The organism is Streptomyces sp. NPDC058683 (assembly GCF_042716195.1).
Taxonomy (GTDB): Bacteria; Actinomycetota; Actinomycetes; order Streptomycetales; family Streptomycetaceae; genus Streptomyces.
In genome coordinates, this window is sequence record NZ_JBHXSK010000019.1 from 121480 (window position 1) to 148410 (window position 26931).

General features: G+C 71.4%; 24 protein-coding genes. 14 read left to right on the forward strand and 10 right to left on the reverse strand.

Features of this window, described 5'->3' with window-relative positions; all coding sequences use genetic code 11:
- Positions 1–93: 93 nt before the first annotated feature.
- The 5 genes from ACFWXC_RS22235 to ACFWXC_RS22255 all read right to left on the reverse strand — a co-directional run bounded on the left by ACFWXC_RS22235 (position 94) and on the right by ACFWXC_RS22255 (position 5540).
- Positions 94–1332 carry a branched-chain amino acid ABC transporter substrate-binding protein gene (locus ACFWXC_RS22235; protein ID WP_384481138.1) on the reverse strand — a complete coding sequence of 413 codons (1239 nt, stop codon included), beginning with the start codon at positions 1330–1332 and terminating at the stop codon, positions 94–96.
- Between the two features lie 303 nt (positions 1333–1635).
- Positions 1636–2229: a Tat pathway signal sequence domain protein gene (locus tag ACFWXC_RS22240; RefSeq protein WP_384481139.1), complete on the reverse strand. Its 594-nt coding sequence runs from the start codon at positions 2227–2229 to the stop codon at positions 1636–1638.
- Positions 2226–2615, reverse strand: a complete 390-nt coding sequence (locus ACFWXC_RS22245; protein WP_384481141.1) for a hypothetical protein — start codon at positions 2613–2615, stop codon at positions 2226–2228. The genes ACFWXC_RS22240 and ACFWXC_RS22245 overlap by 4 nt, the downstream gene beginning before the upstream one ends.
- A 56-nt stretch (positions 2616–2671) precedes the next feature.
- Positions 2672–3157: a PaaI family thioesterase gene (locus tag ACFWXC_RS22250; protein ID WP_384481143.1), complete on the reverse strand. Its 486-nt coding sequence runs from the start codon at positions 3155–3157 to the stop codon at positions 2672–2674.
- An 88-nt stretch (positions 3158–3245) separates the two neighbouring features.
- Positions 3246–5540, reverse strand: a complete 2295-nt coding sequence (locus tag ACFWXC_RS22255) for an FdhF/YdeP family oxidoreductase (protein ID WP_384481145.1) — start codon at positions 5538–5540, stop codon at positions 3246–3248.
- 259 nt (positions 5541–5799) lie between these two features.
- Between ACFWXC_RS22255 and polA the strand changes: the two genes are divergently transcribed.
- Positions 5800–8526 carry a DNA polymerase I gene (gene polA / locus ACFWXC_RS22260; protein WP_384481147.1) on the forward strand — a complete coding sequence of 909 codons (2727 nt, stop codon included), beginning with the start codon at positions 5800–5802 and terminating at the stop codon, positions 8524–8526.
- 139 nt (positions 8527–8665) lie between these two features.
- On the forward strand, positions 8666–9037 hold the full coding sequence (locus ACFWXC_RS22265; protein ID WP_384481149.1) for a hypothetical protein: 372 nt from the start codon (positions 8666–8668) through the stop codon (positions 9035–9037).
- On the opposite strand, the gene ACFWXC_RS22270 is transcribed toward ACFWXC_RS22265, so the two are convergent.
- Positions 8973–9812, reverse strand: a complete 840-nt coding sequence (locus ACFWXC_RS22270) for a DUF4184 family protein (RefSeq protein ID WP_384481151.1) — start codon at positions 9810–9812, stop codon at positions 8973–8975. The two genes, ACFWXC_RS22265 and ACFWXC_RS22270, sit on opposite strands and share 65 nt — an antisense overlap.
- 312 nt (positions 9813–10124) lie before the next feature.
- Here ACFWXC_RS22270 and ACFWXC_RS22275 point away from each other — a divergent pair, with 312 nt between their 5' ends.
- From ACFWXC_RS22275 to ACFWXC_RS22285, 3 genes are all read left to right on the forward strand, one after another.
- A complete protein-coding gene (locus tag ACFWXC_RS22275) occupies positions 10125–11888 on the forward strand; it encodes a lytic transglycosylase domain-containing protein (RefSeq protein ID WP_384481153.1) in 1764 nt (587 codons plus the stop codon).
- Positions 11889–12052: 164 nt separating this feature from the next.
- Positions 12053–12187 carry an SPW_0924 family protein gene (locus ACFWXC_RS22280; RefSeq protein ID WP_365798853.1) on the forward strand — a complete coding sequence of 45 codons (135 nt, stop codon included), beginning with the start codon at positions 12053–12055 and terminating at the stop codon, positions 12185–12187.
- 21 nt (positions 12188–12208) lie between these two features.
- A complete protein-coding gene (locus tag ACFWXC_RS22285) occupies positions 12209–13201 on the forward strand; it encodes a DUF3068 domain-containing protein (RefSeq protein WP_384481155.1) in 993 nt (330 codons plus the stop codon).
- Here the strand turns inward: ACFWXC_RS22285 and hrpB are convergent.
- Together hrpB and ACFWXC_RS22295 are read right to left on the reverse strand one after the other, a co-directional pair.
- On the reverse strand, positions 13191–15671 hold the full coding sequence (gene hrpB, locus ACFWXC_RS22290; RefSeq protein ID WP_384481156.1) for an ATP-dependent helicase HrpB: 2481 nt from the start codon (positions 15669–15671) through the stop codon (positions 13191–13193). The genes ACFWXC_RS22285 and hrpB overlap by 11 nt on opposite strands.
- A 72-nt stretch (positions 15672–15743) precedes the next feature.
- Positions 15744–16661 (reverse strand): class I SAM-dependent methyltransferase, encoded by a 918-nt coding sequence (locus tag ACFWXC_RS22295; RefSeq protein ID WP_384481249.1) that lies wholly within the window; start codon positions 16659–16661, stop codon positions 15744–15746.
- A 300-nt stretch (positions 16662–16961) separates the two neighbouring features.
- Between ACFWXC_RS22295 and rpsA the strand changes: the two genes are divergently transcribed.
- The 5 genes from rpsA to ACFWXC_RS22320 all read left to right on the forward strand — a co-directional run bounded on the left by rpsA (position 16962) and on the right by ACFWXC_RS22320 (position 22629).
- Complete coding sequence (gene rpsA / locus ACFWXC_RS22300; RefSeq protein ID WP_189947373.1) at positions 16962–18455, forward strand: 30S ribosomal protein S1; 1494 nt, start codon at positions 16962–16964, stop codon at positions 18453–18455.
- A 338-nt stretch (positions 18456–18793) separates the two neighbouring features.
- Entirely contained in the window at positions 18794–20320 is a 1527-nt protein-coding gene (locus tag ACFWXC_RS22305; RefSeq protein ID WP_384481251.1) for a flavin monoamine oxidase family protein, read from the forward strand.
- 176 nt (positions 20321–20496) lie between these two features.
- Positions 20497–21435, forward strand: coding sequence for a PAC2 family protein (locus ACFWXC_RS22310; RefSeq protein WP_384481158.1), 939 nt, complete (start codon positions 20497–20499; stop codon positions 21433–21435).
- 123 nt (positions 21436–21558) lie between these two features.
- Positions 21559–22170, forward strand: a complete 612-nt coding sequence (gene coaE, locus ACFWXC_RS22315; protein ID WP_384481160.1) for a dephospho-CoA kinase — start codon at positions 21559–21561, stop codon at positions 22168–22170.
- A gap of 72 nt (positions 22171–22242) precedes the next feature.
- Positions 22243–22629, forward strand: coding sequence for a tetratricopeptide repeat protein (locus tag ACFWXC_RS22320; protein ID WP_351695052.1), 387 nt, complete (start codon positions 22243–22245; stop codon positions 22627–22629).
- A gap of 52 nt (positions 22630–22681) precedes the next feature.
- On the opposite strand, the gene ACFWXC_RS22325 is transcribed toward ACFWXC_RS22320, so the two are convergent.
- The gene (locus tag ACFWXC_RS22325; RefSeq protein WP_384481162.1) at positions 22682–22981 is read right to left on the reverse strand and encodes a DUF6343 family protein; all 300 of its coding nucleotides are present in this window, start codon (positions 22979–22981) and stop codon (positions 22682–22684) included.
- Positions 22982–23047: 66 nt separating this feature from the next.
- Between ACFWXC_RS22325 and ACFWXC_RS22330 the strand changes: the two genes are divergently transcribed.
- The 3 genes from ACFWXC_RS22330 to ACFWXC_RS22340 all read left to right on the forward strand — a co-directional run bounded on the left by ACFWXC_RS22330 (position 23048) and on the right by ACFWXC_RS22340 (position 25314).
- Positions 23048–24007, forward strand: a complete 960-nt coding sequence (locus ACFWXC_RS22330) for an acyltransferase domain-containing protein (RefSeq protein WP_384481163.1) — start codon at positions 23048–23050, stop codon at positions 24005–24007.
- A gap of 57 nt (positions 24008–24064) precedes the next feature.
- The gene (locus ACFWXC_RS22335; protein WP_384481165.1) at positions 24065–24745 is read left to right on the forward strand and encodes a class I SAM-dependent methyltransferase; all 681 of its coding nucleotides are present in this window, start codon (positions 24065–24067) and stop codon (positions 24743–24745) included.
- A 110-nt stretch (positions 24746–24855) separates the two neighbouring features.
- A complete protein-coding gene (locus ACFWXC_RS22340; RefSeq protein WP_384481166.1) occupies positions 24856–25314 on the forward strand; it encodes a DoxX family protein in 459 nt (152 codons plus the stop codon).
- A 72-nt stretch (positions 25315–25386) separates the two neighbouring features.
- Here the strand turns inward: ACFWXC_RS22340 and ACFWXC_RS22345 are convergent, their stop codons facing one another.
- Positions 25387–26025: an RNA-binding S4 domain-containing protein gene (locus ACFWXC_RS22345; protein ID WP_384481168.1), complete on the reverse strand. Its 639-nt coding sequence runs from the start codon at positions 26023–26025 to the stop codon at positions 25387–25389.
- Positions 26026–26176: 151 nt separating this feature from the next.
- Here ACFWXC_RS22345 and ACFWXC_RS22350 point away from each other — a divergent pair, with 151 nt between their 5' ends.
- Complete coding sequence (locus ACFWXC_RS22350; protein ID WP_384481170.1) at positions 26177–26905, forward strand: uracil-DNA glycosylase; 729 nt, start codon at positions 26177–26179, stop codon at positions 26903–26905.
- Positions 26906–26931 lie beyond the last annotated feature (26 nt).

Below are 26931 nucleotides of genomic sequence, written 5' to 3' on the forward strand. Positions count from 1 at the left end.
TCTTAATTTTCGTCTTTTGTGGCGGTTTGCGCGGCGGGGGGGGGCGCCTGTGCACCCCCCCCCCCCGCGGCTCGGTGCTGCGGCGGGTGTGGGTCAGCTGCTCGGCGTGTACGTGCCGGAGGTAGCAGCCTTCCAGGCCCCGCCCTCGACCTTGTAGACGGTGAGCTGCTTGTTGGTCGCGTCACCGTACTCGTCGAAGGAGACCTTGCCGGTCACACCGTCGAAGGAGACGTTCTGCACCGCGGCGGTGATCTTCGCGCGGGCGTCGGACGGCAGCTTGCCGCCGTTGTCGTCGACGACCTTCTTCACGGCCTCGATGATCGACCAGGCCGAGTCGTAGGAGTAGCCGCCGTAGGCGCCGTACGCCTCCGAGTAGCCGCCGGCCTTGTAGTTGGCGACGAACTCCTTGGCGGAGTCGAGGGTTTCGACCGGGGCGCCGACCGAGGTGGCCATGTCGCCGGTGGCGGCGGTGCCCGCCAGCTTGATGAAGTCGTCGGCGTAGATGCCGTCACCGCCGACCAGGGGGATCTTGGCGCCCGCGGCCTTGAGCTGCTTGCTCAGCGGACCGGCCTGCGGGTACTCGCCGCCGTAGTAGACCACGGTGGCGCCCGAGGTCTTCACCTTGGTGACGACCGCGGAGTAGTCCTTGGAGTCGGGGTTGATGTGCTCGGTGCCCACGACCTTGCCGCCGAGCTTCTTGAACTCGTCGGTGAAGGTGGCGGCGAGGCCGGCGCCGTAGGTCTTCTTGTCGTCGATGATGAAGGCCTTGGTCAGCTTCGCCGTGTTGTACACGTACTGCGCGGCGTACGGCCCCTGGATGGCGTCCGTGGTCGCGGTACGGAAGTACGACTTGTACGGCCGCGACTTCGTCGTCTGCCAGTTGTCGCCCTGGGTCAGCGCCGGGTTGGTGTTGGCCGGGGAGACCTCGACCAGCTTGGCGTCGTCGAACACCTTCTGCATCGACTGCGCGACCGAGGAGTTCAGAGGGCCGACCACGCCGTAGACGCTGCTGTCGCTGACGAAGGCGGAGGCGTTGGCCTGGCCGGAGGAGGGCTGGGCCTGGTCGTCCTTGGCCTCGATCTTGAACGTGACGCCGTCGACGTACTTCTTCTTGTTGGCCTGCTTGACCGCCAGGTCCACCGAGTTCTTGATGCCCAGGCCGAGCGCGGACAGGTCGCCGGTCAGCGGGGCGTCGACGCCGATGGTGACCGTGGTGCCACCACTGCCCGAGTCGGAGCCCTTGTCGCCGCTGTCGCGTGAGCCGCAGGCGGTGAGGGTGAGTGCTCCCGCTGCCAGAGCTGCGGTGATGGCGATGAGCGAACGTTGACGCACGATCAGTCCTTTCCCCTGAACAACCGCATCCCCGTGGAAACGGTCGAGTCGTGCGCCCTGTCGAAGTGAAGATTCCGACGGCGCCGTGACTGGCCGTGACTCTAGGCGGGCGGGGGGAACGGGGAGGAGGGTCTGACCCATGCTGTGACGCTCTTGTTATGACACGAGGTAATGCAGAGCGGTACATGGTGTGGAGAAGAGCGGAATTCAGGCCGATTCGCACCGTCCGCATGCTGAGAACCCGCAGGACCCGCCGTAATCGGATCAGGCGTCTCGGGGCTTTTGGTGATTACTGGAAAGCGCTTACTTGCCGTTGCCGCAGGCGACTTTCAGGGAGTGTGAGAGGTGTTGTGCGTAGCGGGACCCCAGGATGAAACTCTGTACTTGTATTGCGCGCGTATTACGCAGAGTTACGTCCAGGAAAGGAAGTCCGGCGTCCTTCGGAACCGTCGCGCAGTCGGTCACATGCATGGTTATCGTGATCTCGCGCGGTGAGCCCGTCTTTGTCCGGAAGGGTACGGGTGGCGTCTCGGTCAGTGAGAGACCGGCGTAGGGCTGGCCGATGCGGTCCACGGTGACCGGCGGCTCCTCCAGCACGCTCATCCGGACGGCGAAGCTGAAGCTGCGGGTCGGGGCGCCGGGCGGAGTGACCCGGTCGCCCAGGAAGACGAACGCCACCGTCTGCGCGGGGTAGGGGACTTCGGGCGGCGGCGGGTCGTGCGGCCGGGTCGCGTAGAGGTAGCCGCCGGCGGCGAGGAGGGCGGCGGTGAGGGTCAGGGCGAGGGCGGCGCGACGGCGGCCGAGGTGTGGGGGAGGGGCGGCTTCCGGCTCGGGGAGGTCCCGGCCGTGGGTGCCCTCGCCCGGCTCGACGGGGCCGATGCCGGTCGTTCCGCTCACTGCCAGGGGCCTCCCGTCGGTGCGCCGTCGCGGTATCGCTCGGAGCAGGCGGCACGCGACCGGTGTGCGATCAACCGGTCGGCGGCAGCGGCCCCTTGACGGTGTTTCACGGCTCGCGCGGCGTCCACGACGTCCCGGAGGATCTCGTACTGGCCGTTGGACAGCCCCATCGACTGGTAGTCGCCGTAGGTGCCGCTGTCGAGCACCTCGTGTGACCAGTGCGCGACGATCGCGGCGCACAGTGCGGCGTCGGAGGTCGCCGAAGGTGATGTGGAGCCCACGGTGGTGTGGGTGGGGGTGCCGGTGGTACCGCAGCCGATCAGCAGAGCGAGTCCGAGACCCAGTGCGGTCGCTCCACTCGGCAGGGTGCCTCCTCGCCGTCCCATGCGCCGACGTTAAGGGCGGGGACGGCGGGGAGCAATGGGCCCGTCGGCGACGGGTCTCAGCCCTGGGCCGAGGAGGGGAGCGAGTCGCCCTTCAGGTCGCGCAGCAGGCAGGTGAGCCGGGCCGTGCACACCCGGCGGCCCTCCTCGTCGCTGATCACGATCTCGTAGGTCGCCGTGGAACGCCCCCGGTGGACGGGCGTGGCCACGCCGGTGACCAGACCGGAACGGGCCCCGCGGTGATGCGTGCAGTTCAGGTCGACGCCGACCGCGATCTTGGAGCTGCCGCCGTGCAGCATCGACCCGACCGACCCCAGGGTCTCCGCCAGCACCGCGCTGGCCCCGCCGTGCAGCAGCCCGTACGGCTGGGTGTTGCCCTCCACCGGCATGGTGCCGACGACCCGGTCCGCCGAGGCCTCGACGATCTGCACGCCCATCCGGTTGCCGAGGTGGCCCGCCGAGAACAGGGCCGGCAGGTCGACACCGAGGGCGGCGTACTCGTCGATGACCTCCTGCGGGAACTTCACATGCTGCTGCTCGCCCATGGGCCGGCTCCGATCGTCTTACGGCTGTCTCTCCACTGAGCAAACGCTCAGTAGGCCGCCGATTCTTCCAGACGGACTGAGCGTCTGCTCAGACGGCGGGGGCCGGCTGCGGCATGCCGCTCTGCAGACGGATCACGACGGACTTGCTGGCCGGGGTGTTGCTGGTGTCGGCGGTCGCGTCGAGCGGCACCAGCACGTTGGTCTCCGGGTAGTACGCGGCCGCGCAGCCACGGGCCGTCGGATAGTGCACCACCCGGAAGCCCGGTGCCCGGCGCTCCACGCCGTCCTTCCACTCGCTCACCAGGTCGACGTACGACCCGTCGGCGACACCCAGCGCCCCCGCGTCCTCCGGGTGCACCAGGACCACCCGGCGGCCGTTCCTGATGCCCCGGTAGCGGTCGTCCAGACCGTAGATCGTGGTGTTGTACTGGTCGTGCGAACGCAGCGTCTGCAACAGCAGCCGCCCCTCGGGCAGTTCGGGGTACTCGACGGCCGCCGCCGTGAAGTTCGCCTTGCCGGTGGCGGTCGGGAAGCGGCGCTCGTCGCGCGGGCCGTGCGGCAGCGCGAAGCCCCCCGGATGCGCCACGCGCGCGTTGAAGTCCTCGAAACCGGGGATCACGCGCGCGACACGGTCGCGGACCGTCGCGTAGTCCTTCTCGAACTCCTCCCAGGGGGTGGCGCTGCCGTCACCGAGCACCCGGCGCGCGAGCCGGCACACGATCGCCGGCTCCGACAGCAGGTGCGGGCTCGCGGGCTCCAGGCGGCCGCGCGAGGCGTGCACCATGCCCATCGAGTCCTCCACGGTGACGAACTGCTCCCCGCTGCCCTGGAGATCGCGCTCGGTGCGGCCGAGCGTCGGCAGGATCAGCGCCCGCGCGCCCGTCACGACGTGCGAGCGGTTGAGCTTCGTCGACACGTGCACGGTCAGCCGCGCCCGCCGCATCGCCGCCTCGCTGACCTCCGTGTCGGGGGTGGCGGAGACGAAGTTGCCGCCCATCGCGAAGAAGACCTTCGCCTCGCCGTCGCGCAGCGCGCGGATGGCCCGGACGACGTCGAAGCCGTGCTTGCGCGGGGGCGCGAAGCCGAACTCCTTCTCCAGGGCGTCCAGGAAGGCCGGGGCCGGGCGCTCGAAGATGCCCATCGTGCGGTCGCCCTGCACGTTCGAGTGGCCGCGGACCGGGCAGACGCCCGCGCCGGTGCGGCCGATGTTGCCGCGCAGCAGAAGGAAGTTGACGACCTCGCGGATCGTCGGGACCGAGTGCTTGTGCTGGGTCAGCCCCATGGCCCAGCAGACGATCGTGCGCTCGGAGGCGAGCACCATGCCGAGGGCCTTCTCGATCTCCGCGCGGGTGAGGCCGGTGGCGGCGAGCGTCTCGTCCCAGTCGGCGGCACGGGCGGCCTGGGCGAACTCCTCGTACCCGTGCGTGTGTTCGCGCACGAACTCCTCGTCGACCGCGCCGTCCGTCTGCAGGATCAGCTTGTTGAGGAGCCGGAACAGGGCCTGGTCGCCGCCGATACGGATCTGCAGGAAGAGGTCGGTGAGCGCGGCGCCCTTGAGCATGCCCTGGGGGGTCTGCGGGTTCTTGAACCGCTCCAGGCCGGCCTCCGGGAGCGGGTTGATGCTGATGATCTTCGCGCCGTTGGCCTTGGCCTTCTCCAGCGCGGAGAGCATCCGGGGGTGGTTGGTCCCCGGGTTCTGCCCGGCGACGACGATCAGATCCGCCTTGTACAGATCCTCCAGCAGGACGCTGCCCTTGCCGATGCCGATGGTCTCGCTGAGTGCCGAGCCCGAGGACTCGTGGCACATGTTGGAGCAGTCCGGCAGGTTGTTGGTGCCCAGCTCGCGCGCGAACAGCTGGTACAGGAACGCGGCCTCGTTGCTGGTGCGGCCCGAGGTGTAGAAGACGGCCTCGTCGGGGGAGCCGAGAGCGGCGATCTCCTCGCCGATGATGTCGAAGGCACGCTCCCAGTCGACCGGCTCGTAGTGCTCGGCGCCCTCGGCGAGATACATGGGGTGGGTGAGCCGGCCCTGCTGGCCGAGCCAGTAGCCGCTGCGGTGGTGCAGATCGGCCACGGAGTGCGCCGCGAAGAACTCGGGCGTCACGCGGCGCAGGGTGGCCTCCTCGGCCACGGCCTTGGCGCCGTTCTCGCAGAACTCGGCGGCGTGCCGGTGATCGGGCTCCGGCCAGGCGCAGCCGGGGCAGTCGAAGCCGTCCTTCTGGTTGACCCGGAGCAGCGTCAGCGCGGTGCGCTTCACCCCCATCTGCTGCTGGGCGATGCGCAGGGTGTGCCCGATGGCCGGCAGTCCCGCGGCCGCGTGCTTCGGCTCCGCGACCTGCGGCGCGTCCTGGACCGGATCACCCTTGGGCGGCTTCGTCGCCATCGCACGATCTCCCTCTACGCCGGCACCAGTGCACTGTGCATCCGATACTCGCACGCGCCGCCGACAACGATCGAGGGCGGTCGGCCGAGCGCGACGGAACCCATGCCTGACAGAACCGTGCCTCCCAGCCCACCCGCGCTCTTGAGCTTTTCCGTCGCAACGGCGACCAGCCACGACGGGCGCTGTCCGGTGCTGCCCGGCTCACCGCGATCCGAACCGTCGGTCCTCGCTGTCAGTGCGGCGTGGCAGGATCGGGGGCGTGGCAGAGACAGCATCGAAGAAGACCGACAAGACCCCCAGTGGGACCCGTCCCCGGCTGATGCTCATGGACGGGCACTCGCTGGCCTACCGCGCGTTCTTCGCGCTGCCCGCGGAGAACTTCACGACCGCGACGGGCCAGCCGACGAACGCGATCTACGGTTTCGCGTCGATGCTGGCCAACACCCTGCGTGACGAGGCGCCCACGCACTTCGCGGCGGCCTTCGACGTCTCCCGCAAGACCTGGCGCTCCGAGGAGTTCACCGAGTACAAGGCGAACCGCTCCAAGACCCCGGACGAGTTCAAGGGCCAGGTGGAGCTGATCGGCGAGCTGCTCGACGCGATGCACGCGCAGCGCTTCGCCGTCGCGGGCTTCGAGGCCGACGACATCATCGCCACCCTCGCCACCCAGGCCGAGGCCGAGGGCTTCGAGGTCCTGATCGTCACCGGCGACCGCGACTCCTTCCAGCTGGTCACCGAGCACACCACGGTCCTCTATCCGACGAAGGGCGTCTCCGAGCTGACCCGGTTCACCCCGGAGAAGGTTTTCGAGAAGTACGGCTTGACGCCCGCCCAGTACCCCGACTTCGCGGCCCTGCGCGGCGACCCGTCCGACAACCTCCCCGGCATCCCCGGCGTCGGCGAGAAGACCGCCGCCAAGTGGATCAACCAGTTCGGTTCCTTCGCCGAGCTGGTGGAGCGCGTCGACGAGGTGAAGGGCAAGGCCGGCCAGAACCTCCGCGACCACCTGGACTCGGTGAAGCTCAACCGCCGGCTCACCGAACTGGAGCGCCAGGTCGAGCTGCCGAAGACGGTCACCGACCTGGAGCGCGCGCCGTACGACCGCAAGAGCGTCGCGATGATCCTGGACACCCTGGAGATCCGTAACCCGTCGCTGCGCGAGCGGCTCTACGCCGTCGACCCCGGCGCCGAGGAGACCGAGGCCACACCGGCCGCCGAGGCGGGCGTGGCGGTGGACGGCACCGTCCTCGGCACCGGCGAACTGGCCGGCTGGCTCGCCGAGCACGGCACGCAGGCGCTGGGCATCGCCACCGTCGACACCTGGGCGCTCGGCACCGGCTCGGTCGCCGAGGTCGCGCTGGCCGCGGCCACGGGAGCGGCGGCCTGGTTCGACCCGGCCGAGATCGACGAGGCCGACGAGCGCGCGTGGACGGCCTGGCTGGCCGACGCCGAGCGGCCCAAGGTCTTCCACAACGCCAAGGGCGCCATGCGGGTCTTCGCCGAGCACGGCTGGAGCATCGACGGCGTCACCATGGACACCGCGCTCGCCGCCTATCTGGTCAAGCCCGGCCGCCGCTCCTTCGACCTGGACGCGCTGTCCCTGGAGTACCTGCACCGTGAGCTGGCCCCGGCCGCCGCGGCCGACGGTCAGCTGGCCTTCGGCGCGGACGACGGTGCCGAGGCCGAGGCCCTGATGATCCAGGCCCGTGCGATCCTCGACCTCGGCGAGGCCTTCGGGGAGCGGCTCCAGGAGGTCGGCGCGGCGGACCTGCTCCGTGACATGGAGCTGCCGACCTCCGTCCTCCTCGCCCGCATGGAGCGGTACGGCATCGCGGCCGACCGCGCGCATCTCGAAGCGATGGAGCAGATGTTCGCGGGCGCCGTCCAGCAGGCCGTGAAGGAGGCGCACGCGGCGGCCGGCCACGAGTTCAACCTGGGCTCGCCCAAGCAGCTCCAGGAGGTCCTCTTCGGCGAGCTGGCCCTGCCCAAGACCAAGAAGACCAAGACCGGCTACACCACCGACGCCGACGCGCTGGCCTGGCTGGCCGGCCAGACCGAGAACGAACTGCCGGTGATCATGCTCCGGCACCGTGAGCAGGCCAAGCTGCGGGTGACGGTCGAGGGCCTGATCAAGACGGTGGCGGCGGACGGCCGTATCCACACCACGTTCAACCAGACGGTCGCCGCGACCGGCCGGCTCTCCTCCACCGACCCGAACCTCCAGAACATCCCGGTCCGCACCGACGAGGGCCGGGCGATCCGCCGGGGCTTCGTGGTGGGCGAGGGCTTCGAGTCGCTGATGACGGCCGACTACAGCCAGATCGAACTGCGGGTGATGGCCCATCTCTCCGAGGACGAGGGCCTGATCGAGGCGTTCACCTCCGGCGAGGACCTGCACACCACGGTCGCCTCGCAGGTGTTCTCCGTCGACCGCACGGCCGTCGACGCGGAGATGCGCCGCAAGATCAAGGCGATGTCGTACGGCCTCGCGTACGGGCTGTCGGCGTTCGGCCTCTCCCAGCAGCTGAACATCGACGCGGGCGAGGCCCGGGCCCTGATGGACACGTACTTCGAGCGGTTCGGCGGCGTCCGTGACTATCTGCGCCGGGTGGTCGACGAGGCACGCGCCACGGGGTACACCGCGACCCTCTTCGGCCGCCGTCGCTACCTCCCCGACCTCAACAGCGACAATCGCCAGCGCCGTGAGGCGGCCGAGCGGATGGCGCTCAACGCGCCCATCCAGGGCACCGCGGCCGACATCGTCAAGATGGCCATGCTGAAGGTGGACGGGGCGCTGCGCGAGGCGGACCTGAAGTCCCGGATGCTCCTCCAGGTGCACGACGAAATCGTCCTGGAGATCGCCCCCGGCGAGCGCGCCGAGGCCGAGGCGATCCTCCGCCGCGAAATGCCCGACGCGGTCCACCTCAGGGCGCCCCTGGACGTCTCGGTCGGCATCGGCCCGGACTGGGAATCAGCAGCCCACTAGCCTCCGGCGAGAGCAGGCAGAGGGCGCCGATCCACGACACCGGTGGAGCGGCGCCCTCCGCCGGTCGCCGGGGCGCCGTCATCACTCAGCTGGACCCCGTCAGAACGCCCCCGCCCCCGGCAGCGGCAAGGATGCGGGCATGGGTATACGCATGCTTCACGGCCGGACGCCCCAGACCAGGCCCCCGGCCAAGGCCCGCTCCGCCGCGGCGCAGGTCACGGCGGCTTCGTCGGCACCGGCCATGGCACCCGGCGCCAGCTCCGCCCGCATCCCCACCGACCTGGCCCTCACCGTGCGCAAGGCGGTCGCCCGCCTCAGGCGGAGACTCCGCACCCGCCCCGCCCCGCGGCAGTGGCTCGATCTCGCCCGCAGCTATCTCGCGCTGGTCCTCGGCGCACTGCCCGGCCCCCGCCGCCCCCGCACCATGACCGTCTTCGTGGCGACCCTCACCGAACGGCCGAAGGGCTCCGGCGCACGCCGCCGGCCACCGGAGCCGGACGCCACACCCTGACCGCCACGGCATACCCGAGCACCCCGAGCAGCAGCCCCGCGCCCGCCCCGAAGAGCACCGTGGGCAGCAGCTCCCAGGGCTTCGCCGTCGAACCCCAGTAAGCCCACCACCGCGTGGCCCGCTGCACCGCGGCGACCAGGGCACAGCCGCCGATCCCGGCCCCGGCCCACCACCGGTCCCCCACGGACAGCAGCGGCACCCCCACCGGCTCCCCGGCCGGCGCCCGCCGTAGCGCGCGGAGCACGAACACGGCGAGCACGGCCGCCGCCACCGCCGAAGTGCCGTACTGGAGCAGGGTGTAGAGCGGCACGCCCGCGACGTGCCGGCCGATCGCGGGGATCAGCCGGGTCCCCCAGCGGTCGTGGTGCGTGAACGCGTCCCAGACGACATGCGTGAGCGCGCCGAGCACGGCGGAGACGTACCAACGGGCCGCCACGGAAAGGCCGGCACGCGCGCGTGGCGCCCCGCAACGCAGCAGGGTCGCCGGGCGTCCCTGCCGGGCCCGGGGCAGCAGGGCCACGAGCGGCTCCCGTACCAGCACCCACAGCGCCACCAGCGCCCAGGAGAAGAGCACGTCCACGGTGAGGACGCCGGTGAAGGAGTGCGTGAACTCGCCGAACTCCATCGCGTCCGGCACCGCGCTCGCCGCGTAGTAGGTGAGGTCGGGGGAGAAGGACCCGGCGACGAGCACCGCCGGCACCAGCCGCCCGCGCCCGGTCCCGTCGCCCCGCACGGCGGGCAGCACGGCGGCGGCGTGGCTGAGAGTGAACGGCACCCGGTCTCCCTGGAGCAGTCGTCGGCCGGAGCGCCGAACAAGTGATCGCGTACGACAAGTATCCGCGACACCACCATCGTTCAACGGGGAATGGCCAACTGGTGAAAATCGGGCACCGCCGGGTGTCCGCGGAATGGAAGTTGTCGTAGTGTCGCCTGGGTCGCCGCCCCGGCGTGCCCCACGGATGCGCTACCTCACCACTCGAAAGAGGTAACAGGGGGCAACCACAGCACCAGGTCAACCGTCACACCAGGGGCGAGCAGACAGACGGAGACGGGCGCTCAGAAGGCGCCCATGGGAGGGGTTCACCTTATGGCGGCGCAATTCGGCAGGCGGCTGCGCAAGGGAGCGGCGACGACCGCCGCGGCCGCGTTGGCGGTCGCGGCTCTGTCCGCGTCCCAGGCACCCGGCGCGACCGGCGGCGACACGGGCCGGCAGGCGAACACCGGCGCCAGCACCTCCGCACCCGACGAAGCGGGCGCGGCCGACGGCGCCACCGGCAACTCGCCGTACTACACGGACCTGCCACCGCTGAACAGCCCGAACCCCAGCGCCAGTCCCACCGCCCCCTCGTCGAGCATCGGCACCCCCGTCTCCCAGGGCGCGGCCGAGGCCGGCATACCCGCCACCGTCCTGGACGCCTACAAGAAGGCCGAGGCGGAGCTGCGCGGCTCCAAGCCGGGCTGCAACCTGCCCTGGCAGCTGCTCGCCGCCATCGGCAAGGTGGAGTCCGGGCAGGCCCGCGGCGGCGACGTCGACGCCGAGGGCAACACCCTGCACCGGATCCTGGGACCGCAGCTCGACGGCAACGGCTTCGCGCTCATCCAGGACACCGACGGCGGCCAGTACGACGGCAACAGCCAGTACGACCAGGCCGTCGGCCCCATGCAGTTCATCCCCTCGACCTGGGCGTGGGCGGGCCGCGACGGCAACGGCGACGGCGTCAAGGACCCCAACAACGTCTACGACGCGGCACTCGCCGCCGGCCACTACCTGTGCCGCAACGGCTGGGACCTGTCCGTCCAGGCCGACATGAACAGCGCGATCCTCAGCTACAACAACTCGCAGGACTACCTCAACCTGGTGCTGTCCTGGTACGAGTTCTACCGCAAGGGCACCCACTCGATCCCGAACGGCACCGGCACCGTGCCCAGCCACCGCAGCGACGGCGCGTCCGGCAGCGGTTCGGGTTCCGGCGGCTCCCCGACGCCCAGCACACCGGGCACCGGCACGCCGGGCACGCCCAAGCCCGACGAGCCGAAGCCGGGCACGCCGAGCACGACCCCGACCCTGCCGCCCACGGCCACCGACACCGTGGACCACCTGGAGGACGCGGGCACCGCCAAGCTCACGGCGACGGCCGGCGACGCGTTCACCAAGAGGATCAGCACCCGCGCGGAGACCAAGGCGGGCCGGATCGTCGCCAAGGTCCGCGTCCGGTTCACGATCGTCGGGGACACGGACACCACCTTCACCGGCGGCGAGAGCGTCGCCACGGTCACCACCGACAGCAAGGGCGTCGCGGTCGCACCCGCACTCCAGGCGGGCGAGAAGACCGGCGGCTTCACGGTCCGCGCCTCCGTCGTCGGCCGTACGATCACCCCGGTCGAGTACGACGCGACGGTCACCGCACGTGCCGCCGACACCCTCGCCCTCGTCAACACCACCGCGCTGACCTGCACCCCGGGCGCCGAGTTCGCCGACCAGGTGCGGGCGAAGGCCACCTACCAGGGTGCCGTCGCCGACCAGGTCGCCGCCACCGCCACGCTCGTCAAGTCGGCGGACGACACGAGCGAGAACGACAAGGGCCCCTACTTCAAGGACGCGAACGGCAACCCCGTCCGGACCCTCACGGATCTCAAGACGGACGCGAACGGCCTGCTCACGCTGCCCAAGCTGTACGCGGACGACACCACCGGCACGTTCCTGCTCCGCATCACCACCACCGGCGGCGCGACCCTCACCGTGGAGCTGACGGTCGCCGCGGCCGACACCTCGCCGAGCCCGTCGCCGAGCCCGTCCGCCTCCGAGTCCGCATCGGCCTCCGCCTCCCCGAGCGCTTCCGCCACCTCCTGATCCACGGTCGTACGACGACGAGGGCGCCCTCCCGCCGACGCGGGACGGCGCCCTTCGCCGTCGTCCGACCTGTTCTCATCTCACCCTCCCGTTGCTACGGTGCCCGGACCTGACGATCCATCAGGAAGACCGTCGGGAAGCAGTCGGCCGTCGGGAGGCCCCGCATGCGTGCCCTGATCGCCGCCGCGACCGGTCTCGCCCTCGCGCTGGTCCTGGTCGTCACGATCGGCGCCCTGGGGTCGCCGGCCGGGAAGACGTCCCCCAAGCCGCTGCTCACGACGGTGCCTTCACATCCGTAACCGCCGCCCCGGGAGGCCGAGATGCGCCGCAAGGCCAGTCTGGTCCTGCTCGCCTGTGCCGTGTTCTTCGCGGCGCTGTCCCCGCTGCTGCGCTGGTACGCCTTCCCGCGCCTGGCCAAGATCCCCGCCAACCAGTACCAGGACATGGTCCTGGAGGCGAAGGACGCCACGCTTCTCGACTACGGCACCATGACGGCGAAGAAGGTCCCCCAGGTCACCATCGTGCAGACCCTCAAGGGCGATGTGGCGGCCGCGAAGAAGATCGAGAAGACGGCCGGGCGGGACGTCGTCGTCTGGGACGGCCTGTCCTACGTCCAGGGACCCGACGGCAAGATGGTCTCCGAGATCCCCGAGCGCTACATCTTCGACGCCCACAGCCAGGAACCCGTCCACGCCACCGGCGAGATGGTCGACGGCGACCCGGTGAAACGGGACGGCATCGAGTTCAAGTGGCCGTTCCTGACCGAGAAACGGGACTACGAGTACTTCGACGCCCAGACCCGCACCACCAACCCCATCCACTACAAGGGGACGCAGACCTTCCGGGGCGTGAAGGTCTACTACTTCGAGCAGACCATCCCCTGGACCAAGGTCCCCATGCCCAAGAAGATGCCGGTGCAGGGCATCACCCCCGAGACGGTCGCCAAGACCGGCACCACCCGCTGGTACACGACGGTCCGCAAGTTCTGGGTGGAACCCGTCACCGGGGCGCCCGTCTACGGCGAGGAGATCCACAAGGAGGAGCTGCGCGGCGGCACCCTGCTGGGCGGCCGCGCCAAGGTGACGGCCTTCGCCGGCGACGTGAAGATGCGCGAGGACTACATCGAGCACACCGTCGCCCTGGTCAAGCAGAACCGCACGCTCGTCCTGATGCTGACCTCCTACCTCCCGTGGGGCTTCCTCTCCCTCGGCATCGCGCTGCTCGCCCTCTCCCTCTGCCTGGAAGCCCTCGGCCGCCGTCCGGCCGACCCGGAACCGGCCGAGCCCGCGGTCGCGGAACCGGTCAGCGCCTGAGCCGCGCGTTGGTGTGCCGGGTGGGCTCGGCGGCGGCGGGATCCTCGGGCCAGGGATGCTTCGGATAGCGACCGCGCAGCTCGGCCCGTACGCCCTTGTACCCGTCCCTCCAGAAGGAGGAGAGGTCGGCGGTGACGGCGGCGGGGCGTCCGGCGGGCGACAGCAGATGCACGAGCACCGGCACCCCGGCCACGGCCGGCGACTCCCGCGCTCCGAACATCTCCTGCAACTTCACGGCGAGCACGGGCTGCTCGGGGTTCCCGTAGTCGACCCGGATCCGCGACCCGCTGGGTACGACGATCCGCTCGGGCGCCAGCTCGTCGAGCCGGCCCGCCTCCCCGCTCGCCCACGGCAGCAGCCGCCGCAGCGCCTCCCCGGCGTCGATCCGCCCGAGATCGGCCCGGCGCCGGGCCCGCCCGAGCTCCGGTTCCAGCCACTCGTCCACGCGCGCGTGCAGCGCGTCCTCGGAGACGTCGGGCCAGGGCTCCCCGAGACGCAGACGCAGGAACGCGAGCCGCTGCCGCAGCACGGCCGCGTCGGGCGTCCACCGCAGCAGACCGAGCCCCTCCTGCCGCAGCCCGTCGAGGAGCGCGGCGCGGACGAGGGCGGGGTCGGCGTCCCGCAGCGGCCGCACCACGAGCTCGATCGCGCCGAGCCGCTCCACGCGCCGCGCGACGACGTCCCCGCCGGCCCAGCGGACCTCCTGCTCCTCCGAGTACAGCGACGCCGCCGCCGACCTGGCCGTGCCCTCGTCCACCGCCGCGGCGAGCCGCACGCGCGCGTGCCCGCTGCCGACCGGACGGTCCGCGACGGCCACGGCGAGCCACGGGGCACCGCGCAGCGGGCTGCCGTCGGCGAGCTCGGCCCGGGTGCCGGAGGCCATGAGATACGACCCGCCGTCGGCCTTGGCGACGCGCTCGGGGAAGGCGAGAGCGGCGACGAGTCCCACGGTGCGGTCGTCCACCGTGCCGGCCGGCGTGCCCTGGTCGCCCGCCCGGAGCCGGCGCACCTCCGCGCGCCACCGGCCGGCATAGGCGTCGCCGCCGCGCCGGGCGTCGCGCAGCGCGCCCGCCAGGTCGTCCCCGTACTCCCGCGGCGGCTCCTCGCTCAGCAGCGCGACCACCTCGGCGCTCCCGCCGGGGCCGTCCAGCAACGCCCGCCCCAGCCGCGGATGCACCCCCAGCCGGGCCAGCCGCAGCCCCCGTTCGGTGGCCCGTCCGGCGGAGTCGACCGCCCCGATCGCCGTCAGCACCTCCCGGGCCGCCGCCATCGCCCCGCCCGGCGGCGGATCCAGCAGCGCCAGCCCGGCCGCCCCGGGATCGCCCCAGCAGGCCGCCTGGAGGGCGAACGCCGTCAGGTCGGCAACCTTGATCTCCGGTGCCGGAAAGGGCGTCAGGCGGGCGTCCTCGGCCTCGGACCAGCAGCGGTACACCGCCCCCGGAGCCTCCCGCCCGGCGCGGCCCGCCCGCTGCCGCCCGGCCGCCCGTGACGCCCGTACCGTGGCCAGCGCGCTCAGCCCGCGCGCGTGGTCGACCCGAGGCTCCCGCGCCAGTCCGGAGTCGACGACCGCCCGGACCCCGGGGACGGTGAGCGACGACTCGGCCACCGCCGTGGCCAGGACCACCCGGCGCCGCTTCCCGGGCGCCAGCACCGCGTCCTGGACGGACGCCGGTGCCCGGCCGTGGACCTGGAGCACCTCCACGTCCCCCAGGTCACCCAGCCCGCCCGCCACCCGCGCGATCTCGCCCACGCCCGGCAGGAAGCACAGCACGTCACCCGGCCGCTCGGCCAGGGCCCGCCGCACCACCGACGCCACCTGGGTCAGCAGCGCCGGATCCACGCGCATCCCGTGCGGCGGCCGCACCGGACGCAACGGCGGGGCCCACACCACCTCCACCGGGTACGACACGCCGTCCGCCTCGACCACCGGCGCACCGCCCAGCAGCCGCGCCCACCCCTGCGCGTCCGTGGTCGCCGAGGCGGCCACCAGGCGCAGCTCCGGCCGGAGCGTCTCCCGTACGTCCCAGAGGAAGGCCGCCACCGTGTCGGCGTCCAGATGCCGCTCGTGGCACTCGTCGAGGACGACGACGTCCACGCCCGACAGCTCCTGGTCGCGTTGCAGCCGCTGCAACAGCACACCGGTCGTGACGACCTCCACGCGCGCGTGCCGGCTCACGACCCGTTCGCCGCGCACGGTGTAGCCGACGCTCTGCCCCACCTGCTCACCGAGCAGCCAGGCCATCCGGCGGGCCGCCGCGCGGGCCGCGATCCGGCGGGGCTCGGCCACGACCACCCGCCGTGCCGGCCGCCCCTCGTCCAGCAGCCCGGCCAGCACCAGTGGCACCAGCGTCGTCTTGCCGGTGCCGGGAGGTGCCACGAGGACGGCGGTGCCGTGCCCTTCCAGGGCGTCGTCCAGACCGGGCAGGGCCTGCCGTACGGGGAGCGCGTCCAGGGCGTCGTAACGGATCACGGCCCCAGTGTCTTACGGCCGCCGGCACGCCCCCACGCGCGCGTGCCTTTTTCTTTCCGAGCTGTCGGCAGCTCAGTCCCGCTCGCACACGAAGATCGCCGTCCCCGGGACGAGACCGCCCCGCAGCGGCGACCAGCCGCCCCATTCGGCGGTGTTCCAGGCCGGCCATTCCGGCTCCACCAGGTCGACCAGCCGCAGGTCCGCGGAGACGATGTCCCGGACCCGGTCGCCGAGCGTGCGGTGGTGCTCGACGTACACCGCGTGGCCGTCCTCGTCCTGCTCCACGTACGGCGTGCGGTCGAAGTAGGAGGCGGAGACCGAGAGGCCCTCCGGGCCCGGCTCGTCCGGGAACGCCCAGCGGATCGGATGCGTCACGGAGAAGACGAAGCGGCCTCCCGGGCGCAGTACCCGCCGCACCTCGCGCAGCACCAGGCGCGGGTCGGCGACGAAGGGGAGCGCGCCGTACGCCGAGCACGCCAGGTCGAAGGAGCCGTCCGCGAAGGGCAGCGCGCCGGCGTCGGCGCAGACGAGGGGAAACGATCCGCCGATGCGCAGCGCGTGCTGGAGCTGGCGGTGCGAGAGATCCAGGGCGACCGGACGGGCGCCCTGGGCGGTCAGCCAGCGCGAGCACTGGGCCGCGCCGGCGCCGATCTCCAGAACGTCCTTGCCCTTGAGGTCCTCCGGCGGGCCGAGCAGCTCCGCCTCCACCTCGTCGAGGCCCTCCGGACCCCACACGAAACGGTCGTCGCCCAGGAACGTGCCGTGCTCGACCTGGTACTCGTCGGCGTTGCGGTCCCACCAGCCCCGGTTGGCCCGGCTGCTCTCCGTGATACCGGCGGCACGCCGGGTGGCTTCGGGTTCGGTCTCGGTTCCGGTCTGTGACCCGGCCTCTTCGAGGTCGAACGAATCGGGCTCTTGGATGATCGGCTCCCTCGTCGTACTCTTCCGTGCAACCCGTTCGGGGGGGGTGTCACGGAGGAGGTCTGTCAGGCCTGCGTGGCCTCGCGGGACGGCTTTTGTGCCGGGTATGCGGCGATCCGCCCCGGGTGTGCGCCTTCGCGCATTGACCCTGCCTGGCTGCCCCCGTATGCTACAAGTTGCGCTGCGGGCCTGCGCACCTCAGACGTAGCAGGCTGCGCTCGCATCTGTATGTATGTCCCCTCGGTTGTCGAGGCGTCACCAGTGGTTCAGGTGGCGCTTCCTAGGCTGTCCGGCTTCTGCAGAGCGAAACAGGCTCCCGGCGTAAGCAGTACCTACGACTTCAATGTCCGTACCGGAGCCCTTTCTCACATGACGAGCAGCACCGAGACCACCGCCACCACCCCGCAGGTAGCGGTCAACGACATCGGTAACGAGGAAGCCTTCCTCGCCGCGATCGACGAGACGATCAAGTACTTCAACGACGGCGACATCGTCGACGGCGTCATCGTGAAGGTCGACCGGGACGAGGTCCTGCTCGACATCGGTTACAAGACCGAAGGTGTCATCCCGAGCCGCGAACTCTCGATCAAGCACGACGTCGACCCCAACGAGGTCGTCGCCGTCGGTGACGAGATCGAGGCCCTTGTTCTCCAGAAGGAGGACAAGGAAGGCCGCCTGATCCTCTCGAAGAAGCGCGCCCAGTACGAGCGTGCCTGGGGCACCATCGAGAAGATCAAGGAAGAGGACGGGATCGTCACCGGTACCGTCATCGAGGTCGTCAAGGGTGGTCTCATCCTCGACATCGGCCTCCGCGGCTTCCTCCCGGCCTCCCTGGTCGAGATGCGCCGCGTCCGCGACCTCCAGCCCTACGTGGGCAAGGAGCTCGAGGCCAAGATCATCGAGCTGGACAAGAACCGCAACAACGTGGTCCTGTCCCGCCGTGCCTGGCTGGAGCAGACCCAGTCCGAGGTCCGCCAGACGTTCCTCACGACCCTCCAGAAGGGTCAGGTCCGCTCCGGTGTGGTCTCCTCGATCGTCAACTTCGGTGCCTTCGTGGACCTGGGTGGCGTCGACGGTCTGGTCCACGTCTCCGAGCTGTCCTGGAAGCACATCGACCACCCGTCCGAGGTTGTCGAGGTCGGCCAGGAAGTCACCGTCGAGGTCCTCGACGTCGACATGGACCGCGAGCGTGTCTCCCTGTCGCTGAAGGCGACCCAGGAAGACCCGTGGCAGCAGTTCGCCCGGACCCACCAGATCGGTCAGGTCGTCCCGGGTAAGGTCACCAAGCTGGTTCCGTTCGGTGCGTTCGTCCGCGTGGACGAGGGCATCGAGGGTCTGGTCCACATCTCCGAGCTGGCCGAGCGCCACGTGGAGATCCCGGAGCAGGTCGTCCAGGTCAACGACGAGATCTTCGTCAAGGTCATCGACATCGACCTCGAGCGTCGTCGCATCAGCCTCTCGCTGAAGCAGGCCAACGAGTCCTTCGGTGCCGACCCGGCCTCGGTCGAGTTCGACCCGACCCTGTACGGCATGGCTGCCTCGTACGACGACCAGGGCAACTACATCTACCCCGAGGGCTTCGACCCCGAGACCAACGACTGGCTCGAGGGCTACGAGACCCAGCGCGAGGCGTGGGAGCACCAGTACGCCGAGGCGCAGCAGCGCTTCGAGCAGCACCAGCAGCAGGTCATCAAGAGCCGCGAGGCCGACGCTGCCGCTGCCGCCGAGGGTGGCGAGGCTGCCGCTCCGGCCGCTTCGGGTGGCGGTTCGTACTCCTCCGAGGGTGCGGACACCTCCGGTGCGCTGGCCTCGGACGAGGCGCTGGCCGCGCTGCGCGAGAAGCTGGCCGGTGGCCAGAGCTGAGTGCTAGCCGCTGGGCTTAGCCGGTAACTGAGGGGCCGCACCTTTCGAGGTGCGGCCCCTCAGCGTTGTCCGGGGTGCGCGTTCGTGCGCATGCGCGGGCCCGCTGTGGCCTGATCGCGCGGTTCCCCGCGCCCCTCCGGGGCGCTTTCACTTCCCGTTCGCAGAAACGTGTGGGATACACGAGTAACCGCTGGGCCGTAACGCGGTGCTGGGACGCTTCCCCGGTCTTCGTTCAAGATCGGGAGAGGAGCCCAGGCATGGCACAAGCTCAGTACAGGTCAGGGACGAGCCGGCGGACGTTTCTGCGGAACGTCGGTCTCACCGGAGGCGCCGGCACCATGCTCGCCACCATGGGAGCCCTCGGCCTCGCTCCCACCGCCCAGGCCGCCCAGCGTGAACAGCCCTTCCGGGCGCCGGGCGCAAGCGACTTCACCCTCACCGGGCGCGCCGCGGCCAGGGTCGTCGTCCTCGGCGGCGGCATCGCCGGCCTCGCGACCGCGTACGAACTGGGCAAGGCCGGCTACGACTGTACGATCCTGGAGGCCAGGGACCGTACCGGCGGACGCAACTTCACCGTGCGCGGCGGGGACTCGACCACTGACCTCCACGGCAACCGACAGACCGCGCGCTTCGCCGACGGCCACTACATGAACGCCGGGCCGGCCCGCATACCGCAGTGGATGATCACTCTCGACTACTGCCGTGAACTCGGCGTCCCCATCGAGGTGTTCACGAACACCAACGCCGACGCGTACCTCTACAACGAGTCCGCCGGCATGACCGGGCCCGAGCGCTACCGCACCGCCAAGGCCGATGTATACGGCTATGTGGCGGAGTTGCTCGCCAAGGCCACCGACAAGGGCGCCCTGGACAAGGAGCTGACGGCCACCGACCAGGAGCGGCTCGTCGAGTTCCTCAAGGACTGGGGCGCACTCGGCGACAAGCTGGCGTACGAGGGCGGTGAACGGCGCGGATACACGACCGTACCGGCCGCCGCCGGCACCCCCGGGGTGCTCCTCGGCGATGTCCCGGCCGCCTCCGAGGTGTTCGCGAGCGGTGTCGGGCGCTACTTCTCCTTCGAGTTCGGCTTCGACCAGGCGATGCTGATGTTCCAGCCGGTCGGCGGCATGGACCGAATACCGAAGGCGCTCACCCGGGCGATCGGCGCCCACCGCATCCGTACCGGAGCCGTCGTCTCCAGGATCACCGACAAGGGCGACGGCGTCACCGTGACCTACACCCAGGGCGGCCGTACCAAGGCCGTCGACGCCGACTACTGCGTGGCCGCCATGCCGCCCAACATCCTCGCCAAGGTGCCGCACAACCTGGGCTCCGGCGTGCAGAGCGCCCTGGCGGCCGTCACCCCGTCGTCCGCGGCCAAGATCGGCCTCGAATACCGCTCCCGCTGGTGGGAACTGGACCACCGCATCTACGGCGGCATCACCGAGACCGACCAGGACGTCACCCACATCTGGCACCCCTCCTACGGCTTCCACGGCGAACGGGGCGTCCTCATCGGCTACTACAACTACGACACCGACGCCGACTCCTACGCCGCGCTCACCCCCGCCGGGCGCGAACAGCGCGCGGTGGCCGCCGGCGTGAAGATCTACGGCGACAAGTACCGCACCGAGCTGGTCTCCTCCTTCTCCCACCACTGGCGCCAGACCCCCCACCTGGAGGCCGCCTGGCACGACACCCCCGGCGGCCCCGACGACGTGCGCTACAAGCCGCTCAACGAGCCCACCGGCCGGGTCTACTTCGCCGGCGACTGGCTCAGCTACACGGACGCCTGGCAGCACGGCGCGTTCAGCTCCGCACGGAAGGCGGTCACCGCACTGCACGCGCGCGTGCTGTCCGCGTAGGACCCGACCGGGCGTGACGGGGCGGGGCGCGGACACGGCGGACCGGGTGCGGGCACGCGCGTGTGCCCCCGCCCCCGGCATGAGAAGTCGGTGAGTGGCCGGTTGACGGGAGCGGCGGGGAATGCCCGCCGCCCTTGCCACGTTGTCCCGTACGAACACGAGGAGGAGCGGTCACAGTGCTTGATCCGCAGGGTTTGTACGCATGGGAGCCGAAGGGCCTCGCCGTGGTGGACATGGCGCTCGCCCAGGAGTCGGCCGGTCTTGTCATGCTCTACCACTTCGACGGATACATCGACGCGGGCGAGACCGGCGACCAGATCGTCGACCGGCTGCTCGACTCGCTGCCCCACCAGGTCGTCGCCCGCTTCGACCACGACCGGCTCGTGGACTACCGGGCCCGCCGCCCGCTGCTGACCTTCAAGCGGGACCGCTGGACCGAGTACGAGGAGCCGACCATCGAGGTCCGGCTGGTCCAGGACGCGACGGGCGCGCCGTTTCTGCTGCTGTCCGGCCCCGAGCCGGACGTCGAGTGGGAGCGCTTCGCGGTGGCCGTACGGCAGATCGTGGAGCGGCTCGGTGTCCGGCTGTCCGTGAACTTCCACGGCATTCCCATGGGCGTTCCGCACACCCGTCCCGTCGGCCTCACGCCGCACGGCAACCGCACCGACCTCGTCCCGGGCCACACCAGCCTCTTCGACGAGGCGCAGGTGCCCGGCAGCGCCGAGTCGCTGGTCGAATACCGCCTCATGGAGTCCGGCCACGACGTCCTGGGCGTCGCCGCGCACGTCCCGCACTACATCGCCCGCTCCGCCTACCCCGACGCCGCCCTGACCGTCATGGAGGCCATCACGGGCGCCACCGGCCTGGTGCTCCCGGGCATCGCCCACGCCCTGCGTACGGACGCCCACCGTACGCAGACGGAGATCGACCGCCAGATCCAGGAGGGCGACGAGGAACTCACCGCCCTGGTGCAGGGTCTTGAGCACCAGTACGACGCCGCCGCCGGCGCCGAGACCCGGGGCAACATGCTCGCCGAGCCGGTGGAGATCCCCTCGGCGGACGAGATCGGCCTGGAGTTCGAGCGTTTCCTCGCGGAGCGAGAGGGCGACGGCTGAGTCCCCCGGCGGGGCCCGGAACCAGACCGGTCCGGGCCTCGAACCAGGGCCTGTCCGGCCGGGTCCGGCTGGAAACAGGGCCTGTCCGGTCCGGTGTCGGTGGCAGGGCCTAAGCTTCGGGGCATGCTGAAAGTTGGCCTCACCGGCGGGATCGGCGCCGGCAAGAGCGAGGTGTCGCGACTGCTCGTCGGGCACGGCGCGGTGCTGGTCGACGCGGACCGTATCGCGCGTGAGGTCGTCGAGCCGGGAACCCCCGGCCTGGCGGCCGTGGCCGAGGCCTTCGGGCCGGACGTGCTCGCCGCCGACGGCACCCTGGACCGGCCGAAGCTCGGCTCGATCGTCTTCGCCGACCCCGAGAAGCTCGCCGTACTGAACTCGATCGTGCACCCCCTGGTCGGGGCCCGCTCCCGCGAGCTGGAGAACGCGGCCGCCGCCGACGCGGTGGTGATCAACGACGTACCGCTGCTCGCGGAGAACGGCCTCGCGGCGTTCTACGACGTCGTGGTCGTCGTGGACGTCGCCCCCGAGACCCAGCTCGACCGGCTGACACGGCTGCGGGGGATGGCCGAGGAGGACGCCCGCGCCCGCATGGCCGCGCAGGCGACGCGCGAGAAGCGCCTGGAGATCGCCGACATCGTGATCGACAACGATGTGCCCCTGGAAGCGCTCGAACAGCGGGTCACGGAGGTGTGGGCCGACCTCGTGCGCCGGGCACGGGCGGCCGGTTCGAATTGACGGTCGTGCGTCTTCGAAATAGCGGGCACCCGTCCGGGCGTTGAACCGCTTCAGTGAGGGAAGGACTTTGCCGTGCCCGAGACCAGCGGTTCGACCGGACGTACTCCGGAGACGCATGTCATCGACTTCCGTGCCGCCGAGCAACTGCTCAACGCACGGGACCCGCGGGGCGCGGTGAAACTGCTCGACGGAGTGATCGCCGCGCACCCCGAGAACACCGCCGCCCGGCTGCTGCGCGCGCGTGCCTTCTTCGCGGCCGCGCAACTGCGCCCCGCCGAGCTGGAGTTCACCATCGTGCTGGAGCGCGAGCCGGACAACGCGTTCGCGCACTTCGCGCTCGCCCGCACCTACCAACGCCAGGGCCGCGCCGACCTCGCGATACGCCACTTCCGGCTGGCGGCCGCCCTGGACCCGAACCCGGAGTACCTCAAGGCGGCCCGCTTCGACAACGGAGCGTGACCGGACGCTCCGCAGGGCGGCCAGGATCGGCAGCGCGTGAGTGGAAACCTGCTCACGGGTGACGGTGCTGCGGTGGGCGTCGCAGCCGCCGTGGGCCGTCCTCCACCGGCCGGTACGGTGGCACGTCGCGGCCCGGCTGATAGTGCGGCCCCTGCCTGATGTGCCTGAGGACCATGGTCAGGTCGGCGGTGGCCACCAGCCACAGCACCCCGCAGGCGGCCGCCCAGCCGGGACGGCCGACGAGCACGAACACCGCCGTGCCGAAGATCGCCCAGGCCACGCCCCACACACTCAGCCACAGCCGCGCCCGCAGCGCACTGCGCGCGGTCGCCGGTTCACTGCCCGTACGCATCACGGATCACCACTCCTTCTTGCAACGTACTCTTCGACCAGGACGTTCACCAAGGGGGACCCCGCCGTGCTGCCGGACGCCGACGACCTGCCCGACCTGCTCCTCGACCTCGCCGTGCCGCACGAGGACATCAACGAGGTGGTGGCCCGGCACCGGACGGTGACCGCCGATCCCGGTATCCGGCGGCTGCTCGCCGAATGCGCCGACGACGTCACCGGCGCCACGGCCGCTCCGGCCGCCGCGGCGGGGGCCGGGGACCCCACCTGGCTGGGTGAGCGGGCCGCCGCCGCTCCGGCCGCACTGGACGGCTACTTCCTGGTCTACGTCTTCCTCGCCGCGCTGCCCCACGCCCGCGCGTACCACCATGCGCGGGACGTCCCCGCCGACGTGTCCCGGCGCACGCTCGCCGACCTGGGGCGCGGCATGACGCTGCACCGCAGGCGCTACGGCAGCGGAGGACTGTCGGCCTTCCAGGCATCCTGGCTCGTCCACCACTTCCGCGGCGAGCTGTACCAGCTGGGCCGGCTGCAGTACGAACGGGCCCGGCTCGGCGAGCGCACGGCCGCGGCGGTCACGGCGCGGGCGGACACGACGACGGGAACGGGCCAGGCCGGGTCCGTGGCTCCCGGGCAGACCTGCCTGAACCTGCACATACCCGACTACCGGGGGCCGCTGACCCCCACCGCCTGCGACCGCTCGCTGGCCCTGGCACGGGCGTTCTTCCCCCGGCACTTTCCCGAGGAGGACCACGCGGTCGCGACCTGCCACTCCTGGCTGCTCGACCCGCAGCTGAGGCGGTACCTGCGGGCGGACTCGAACATCGTCCGCTTCCAGGACCGGTTCCGGCCCGGCCATCAGGACACGGAACCGGCCGACACGACCGCGGTCCAGTTCGTCTTCGGCGCCCCGGACCTGCCGGTACGGGACCTGCCCCGGCGTACGTCGGTGGAGCGGGCCGTCGGCGACCATCTGCGGGCGGGCGGCCACTGGTATCTCGGACACGGGTGGTTCCCGTGGGAAGGGTGACGTCACCGCGGGAACCACCGTACCCAGGTGGGCCGTTGTTCGGGTATGACGGTTGAAATGCGTGAGGGGTACAAGGGGACAGGGCCCGGTGCGATCACCCCGGACGGCTGCGCGGTGGAGCTCTACTCGCGGCTGTCCGTCGGCAGCGAGCCGGACGTCATCGAGGCGGCGGTCCCGGCCGGCGCCCACATCCTGGAGCTGGGCAGTGGCGTGGGGCGGATGACCCACCCGCTCCTGGAACGCGGGTTCACGGTCACGGCGGTGGACGAGTCGGCGGAGATGCTGGAGCGCGTCCGCGGGGCGCGCACGATACGCGGCACCATCGAAGAGCTCGACCTGGGCGAGAAGTTCGACGTGGTGATGCTCGCGTCGTTCCTGGTGAACACCGGGGACGTGGAGGTGCGCCGGGGCATGCTGCGCACCTGCGCGGCGCATGTGGCGGACGGCGGCTGCGTGCTCATCCAGCGGGAGGGCGCCGACTACCACTTGAACGTGCCCAGGGAGCGGGTCGACCCCAGCGGATACACGGTACGGATCGTGTCCGCGGAGCCGGTCGGAGACGGGGTGAACTCGGTGCGCGCGGAGTACGAGTTCCCGGACGCGGCCTGGACACAGACGTTCCTGTCCCGGCCGCTCACCCAGGAGCAGTTCGAGGAGGCGCTCGCGGAAGCGGGACTGGAGGTGACCGAGTATCTGACCGAGGACGGGATGTGGGTGAGGGCGGTACCGGCGGCCTAGCGAGAAGCGGCGGGCAGCCCGGAAATCCTGGCGGCGGTCGATGAGTTCCCCGCCGGCGGCGGGTCTACCTCTGTGACAGCAACAGGGACCGCTTCCCCCAGGAGAACCCCATGCGCAAGCCCGCCGCTTCCGTCGCCCTCGCCGCCTCCGCAGCCCCCGTCGTCGCCGAGTCGGCGACGGCCCGCGGCCGCCGTGCCCGCCTTGCCCTGCGCACGGTGCAGGTGCTGCTCGCCCTCTTCTACGCCATCGCGAGCGCGCTGCCCAAGCTGATCGCGGATCCGTCGGCCGTCGAGTCCTTCGACCGCATCGGCTGGGGCAGTGCGGGCATGTACACCATCGGCGCGATCGAACTGGCCGGTGCCGTCGCCCTGTTGATACCGGTTCTGCAGTCGGTGGCGGCGATGGCGCTGAGTGCGCTCATGGTGGGCGCGTTCATCGTCCAGCTCACCGTCTTCGACGGCCAGTACGCGGCGACTCCGCTGATCCTGATCGTGCCACTGGCCCTGATCGCCTGGGCCCGGCGCCGACAGAACGCGCGGCTGTGGGGACTGGTACGGCCACGTGCGTGACGCGCCGCACCCGCCGAGCGAGAGGGAACCGGCCCTGACCCGGCCGAGCCCCGTGGAGTGGGCCCCGGTGGATCACCGTCCGCCGGGGCGCCCACCGCTCGGCCGGCCCATGCCACCGGTTCCGCCCATGCCACCGGTGCCGCCGGTCCCGCCCGGTCCTCCCATTCCGCCGAGGCCGCGCAGCCGTTCCAGCTCGCGGCGGTCGCGCTTGGTGGGGCGGCCGGTGCCGCGGTCGCGCAGGCCGATGGGGACGAAGGCCTCGCGGGGCGGGGGCGGCGGCGAGTTGTCGACATAGCACTGGGCGGCCACCGGGGCGCCGACCCGCTTGCGGATCAGACGCTTCACGATGACGACCCGCTCCCGCCCCTCGTGACGCAGCCGCACCTCGTCACCGACGCGCACGGAGTGGGCGGGCTTGACCCGCTCGCCGTTCACCTGGACGTGCCCGCCCCGGCAGGCGGTGGCTCCCATCGAGCGGGTCTTGATCAGGCGCACGGCCCAGATCCAGCTGTCGATCCGCACGTTCTCGCCGGGAGCGGGCGCCGCGGCCTCAGCGGCGGCGATGGCCGCGGCTACGGCCGCGGGGTCGGAGTCGGGGGCCTGGGCGGCAGGCGCCTCGGTGCCTTCGGCAGGCTCGGCCGAGGCGGCGGCGGGGGTTCCCGTCCCGCTGCTCTCCCGCTCCCTGCTCTCGCCCGCGTCCTCAGAAGCCATGTCCCGACCTTAGCTCCCCGAGCCGGCGGAAACGGAGCCGATTTCCCGGACGCCCGTGCACCCCATGCACCCCATGCACCCCATGCACCCCGAGCGCACCGACCGCATCGATCCCGCACGGCCAGGTCCGCCCGGCTCTACCGTGGACCTTGTGCCCCATCCCCCTCCCACCCCTCCCACCCCTCCCACCTCCCTCGAACCCCTCGCCCGTCTCGATCAGCGCGTCAGCGCCTGCCGGGCCTGTCCTCGCCTGGTCGCCTGGCGCGAGGAGGTGGCACGCACCAAGCGCGCCGCGTTCGCCGACTGGACGTACTGGGGCAGACCCGTCCCCGGCTTCGGGCCGCCCGACGCCCCGCTGCTGATCATCGGCCTCGCCCCGGCCGCGCACGGCGGCAACCGCACCGGCCGGATGTTCACCGGCGACCGCTCCGGCGATGTGCTGTACCAGGCGCTGTACGACGTCGGACTCGCCTCGCAGCCGACATCCGAGCGCATCGACGACGGCCTGGAGCTGTACGGCGTGCGCATCACCGCGCCCGTGCACTGCGCCCCGCCCGACAACAAACCGACCCCTGAGGAACGCGACACCTGCCGGTCCTGGCTGGTCGAGGAGCTGACGCTGCTCCGGCCGACGGCGCGCGCCGCCGTCGTGCTCGGGGCCTTCGGCTGGCAGGCCGCGCTGCCTGCCCTGGCCGAGGCCGGCTGGAGCGTGCCCCGGCCCCGTCCGGTCTTCGCCCACGGCGCCCGCGTCGACCTCGACGGCCTGGACCTCTTCGGCTGCTTCCACGTCAGCCAGCGCAACACCTTCACCGGCCGCCTCACCCCCGAGATGCTCCGTGAGGTGCTGCGGACGGCGGCCGAGGCGGCCGGGCTGCGGTGACGGCAGGCCTGCGGTGACGGCGGTGG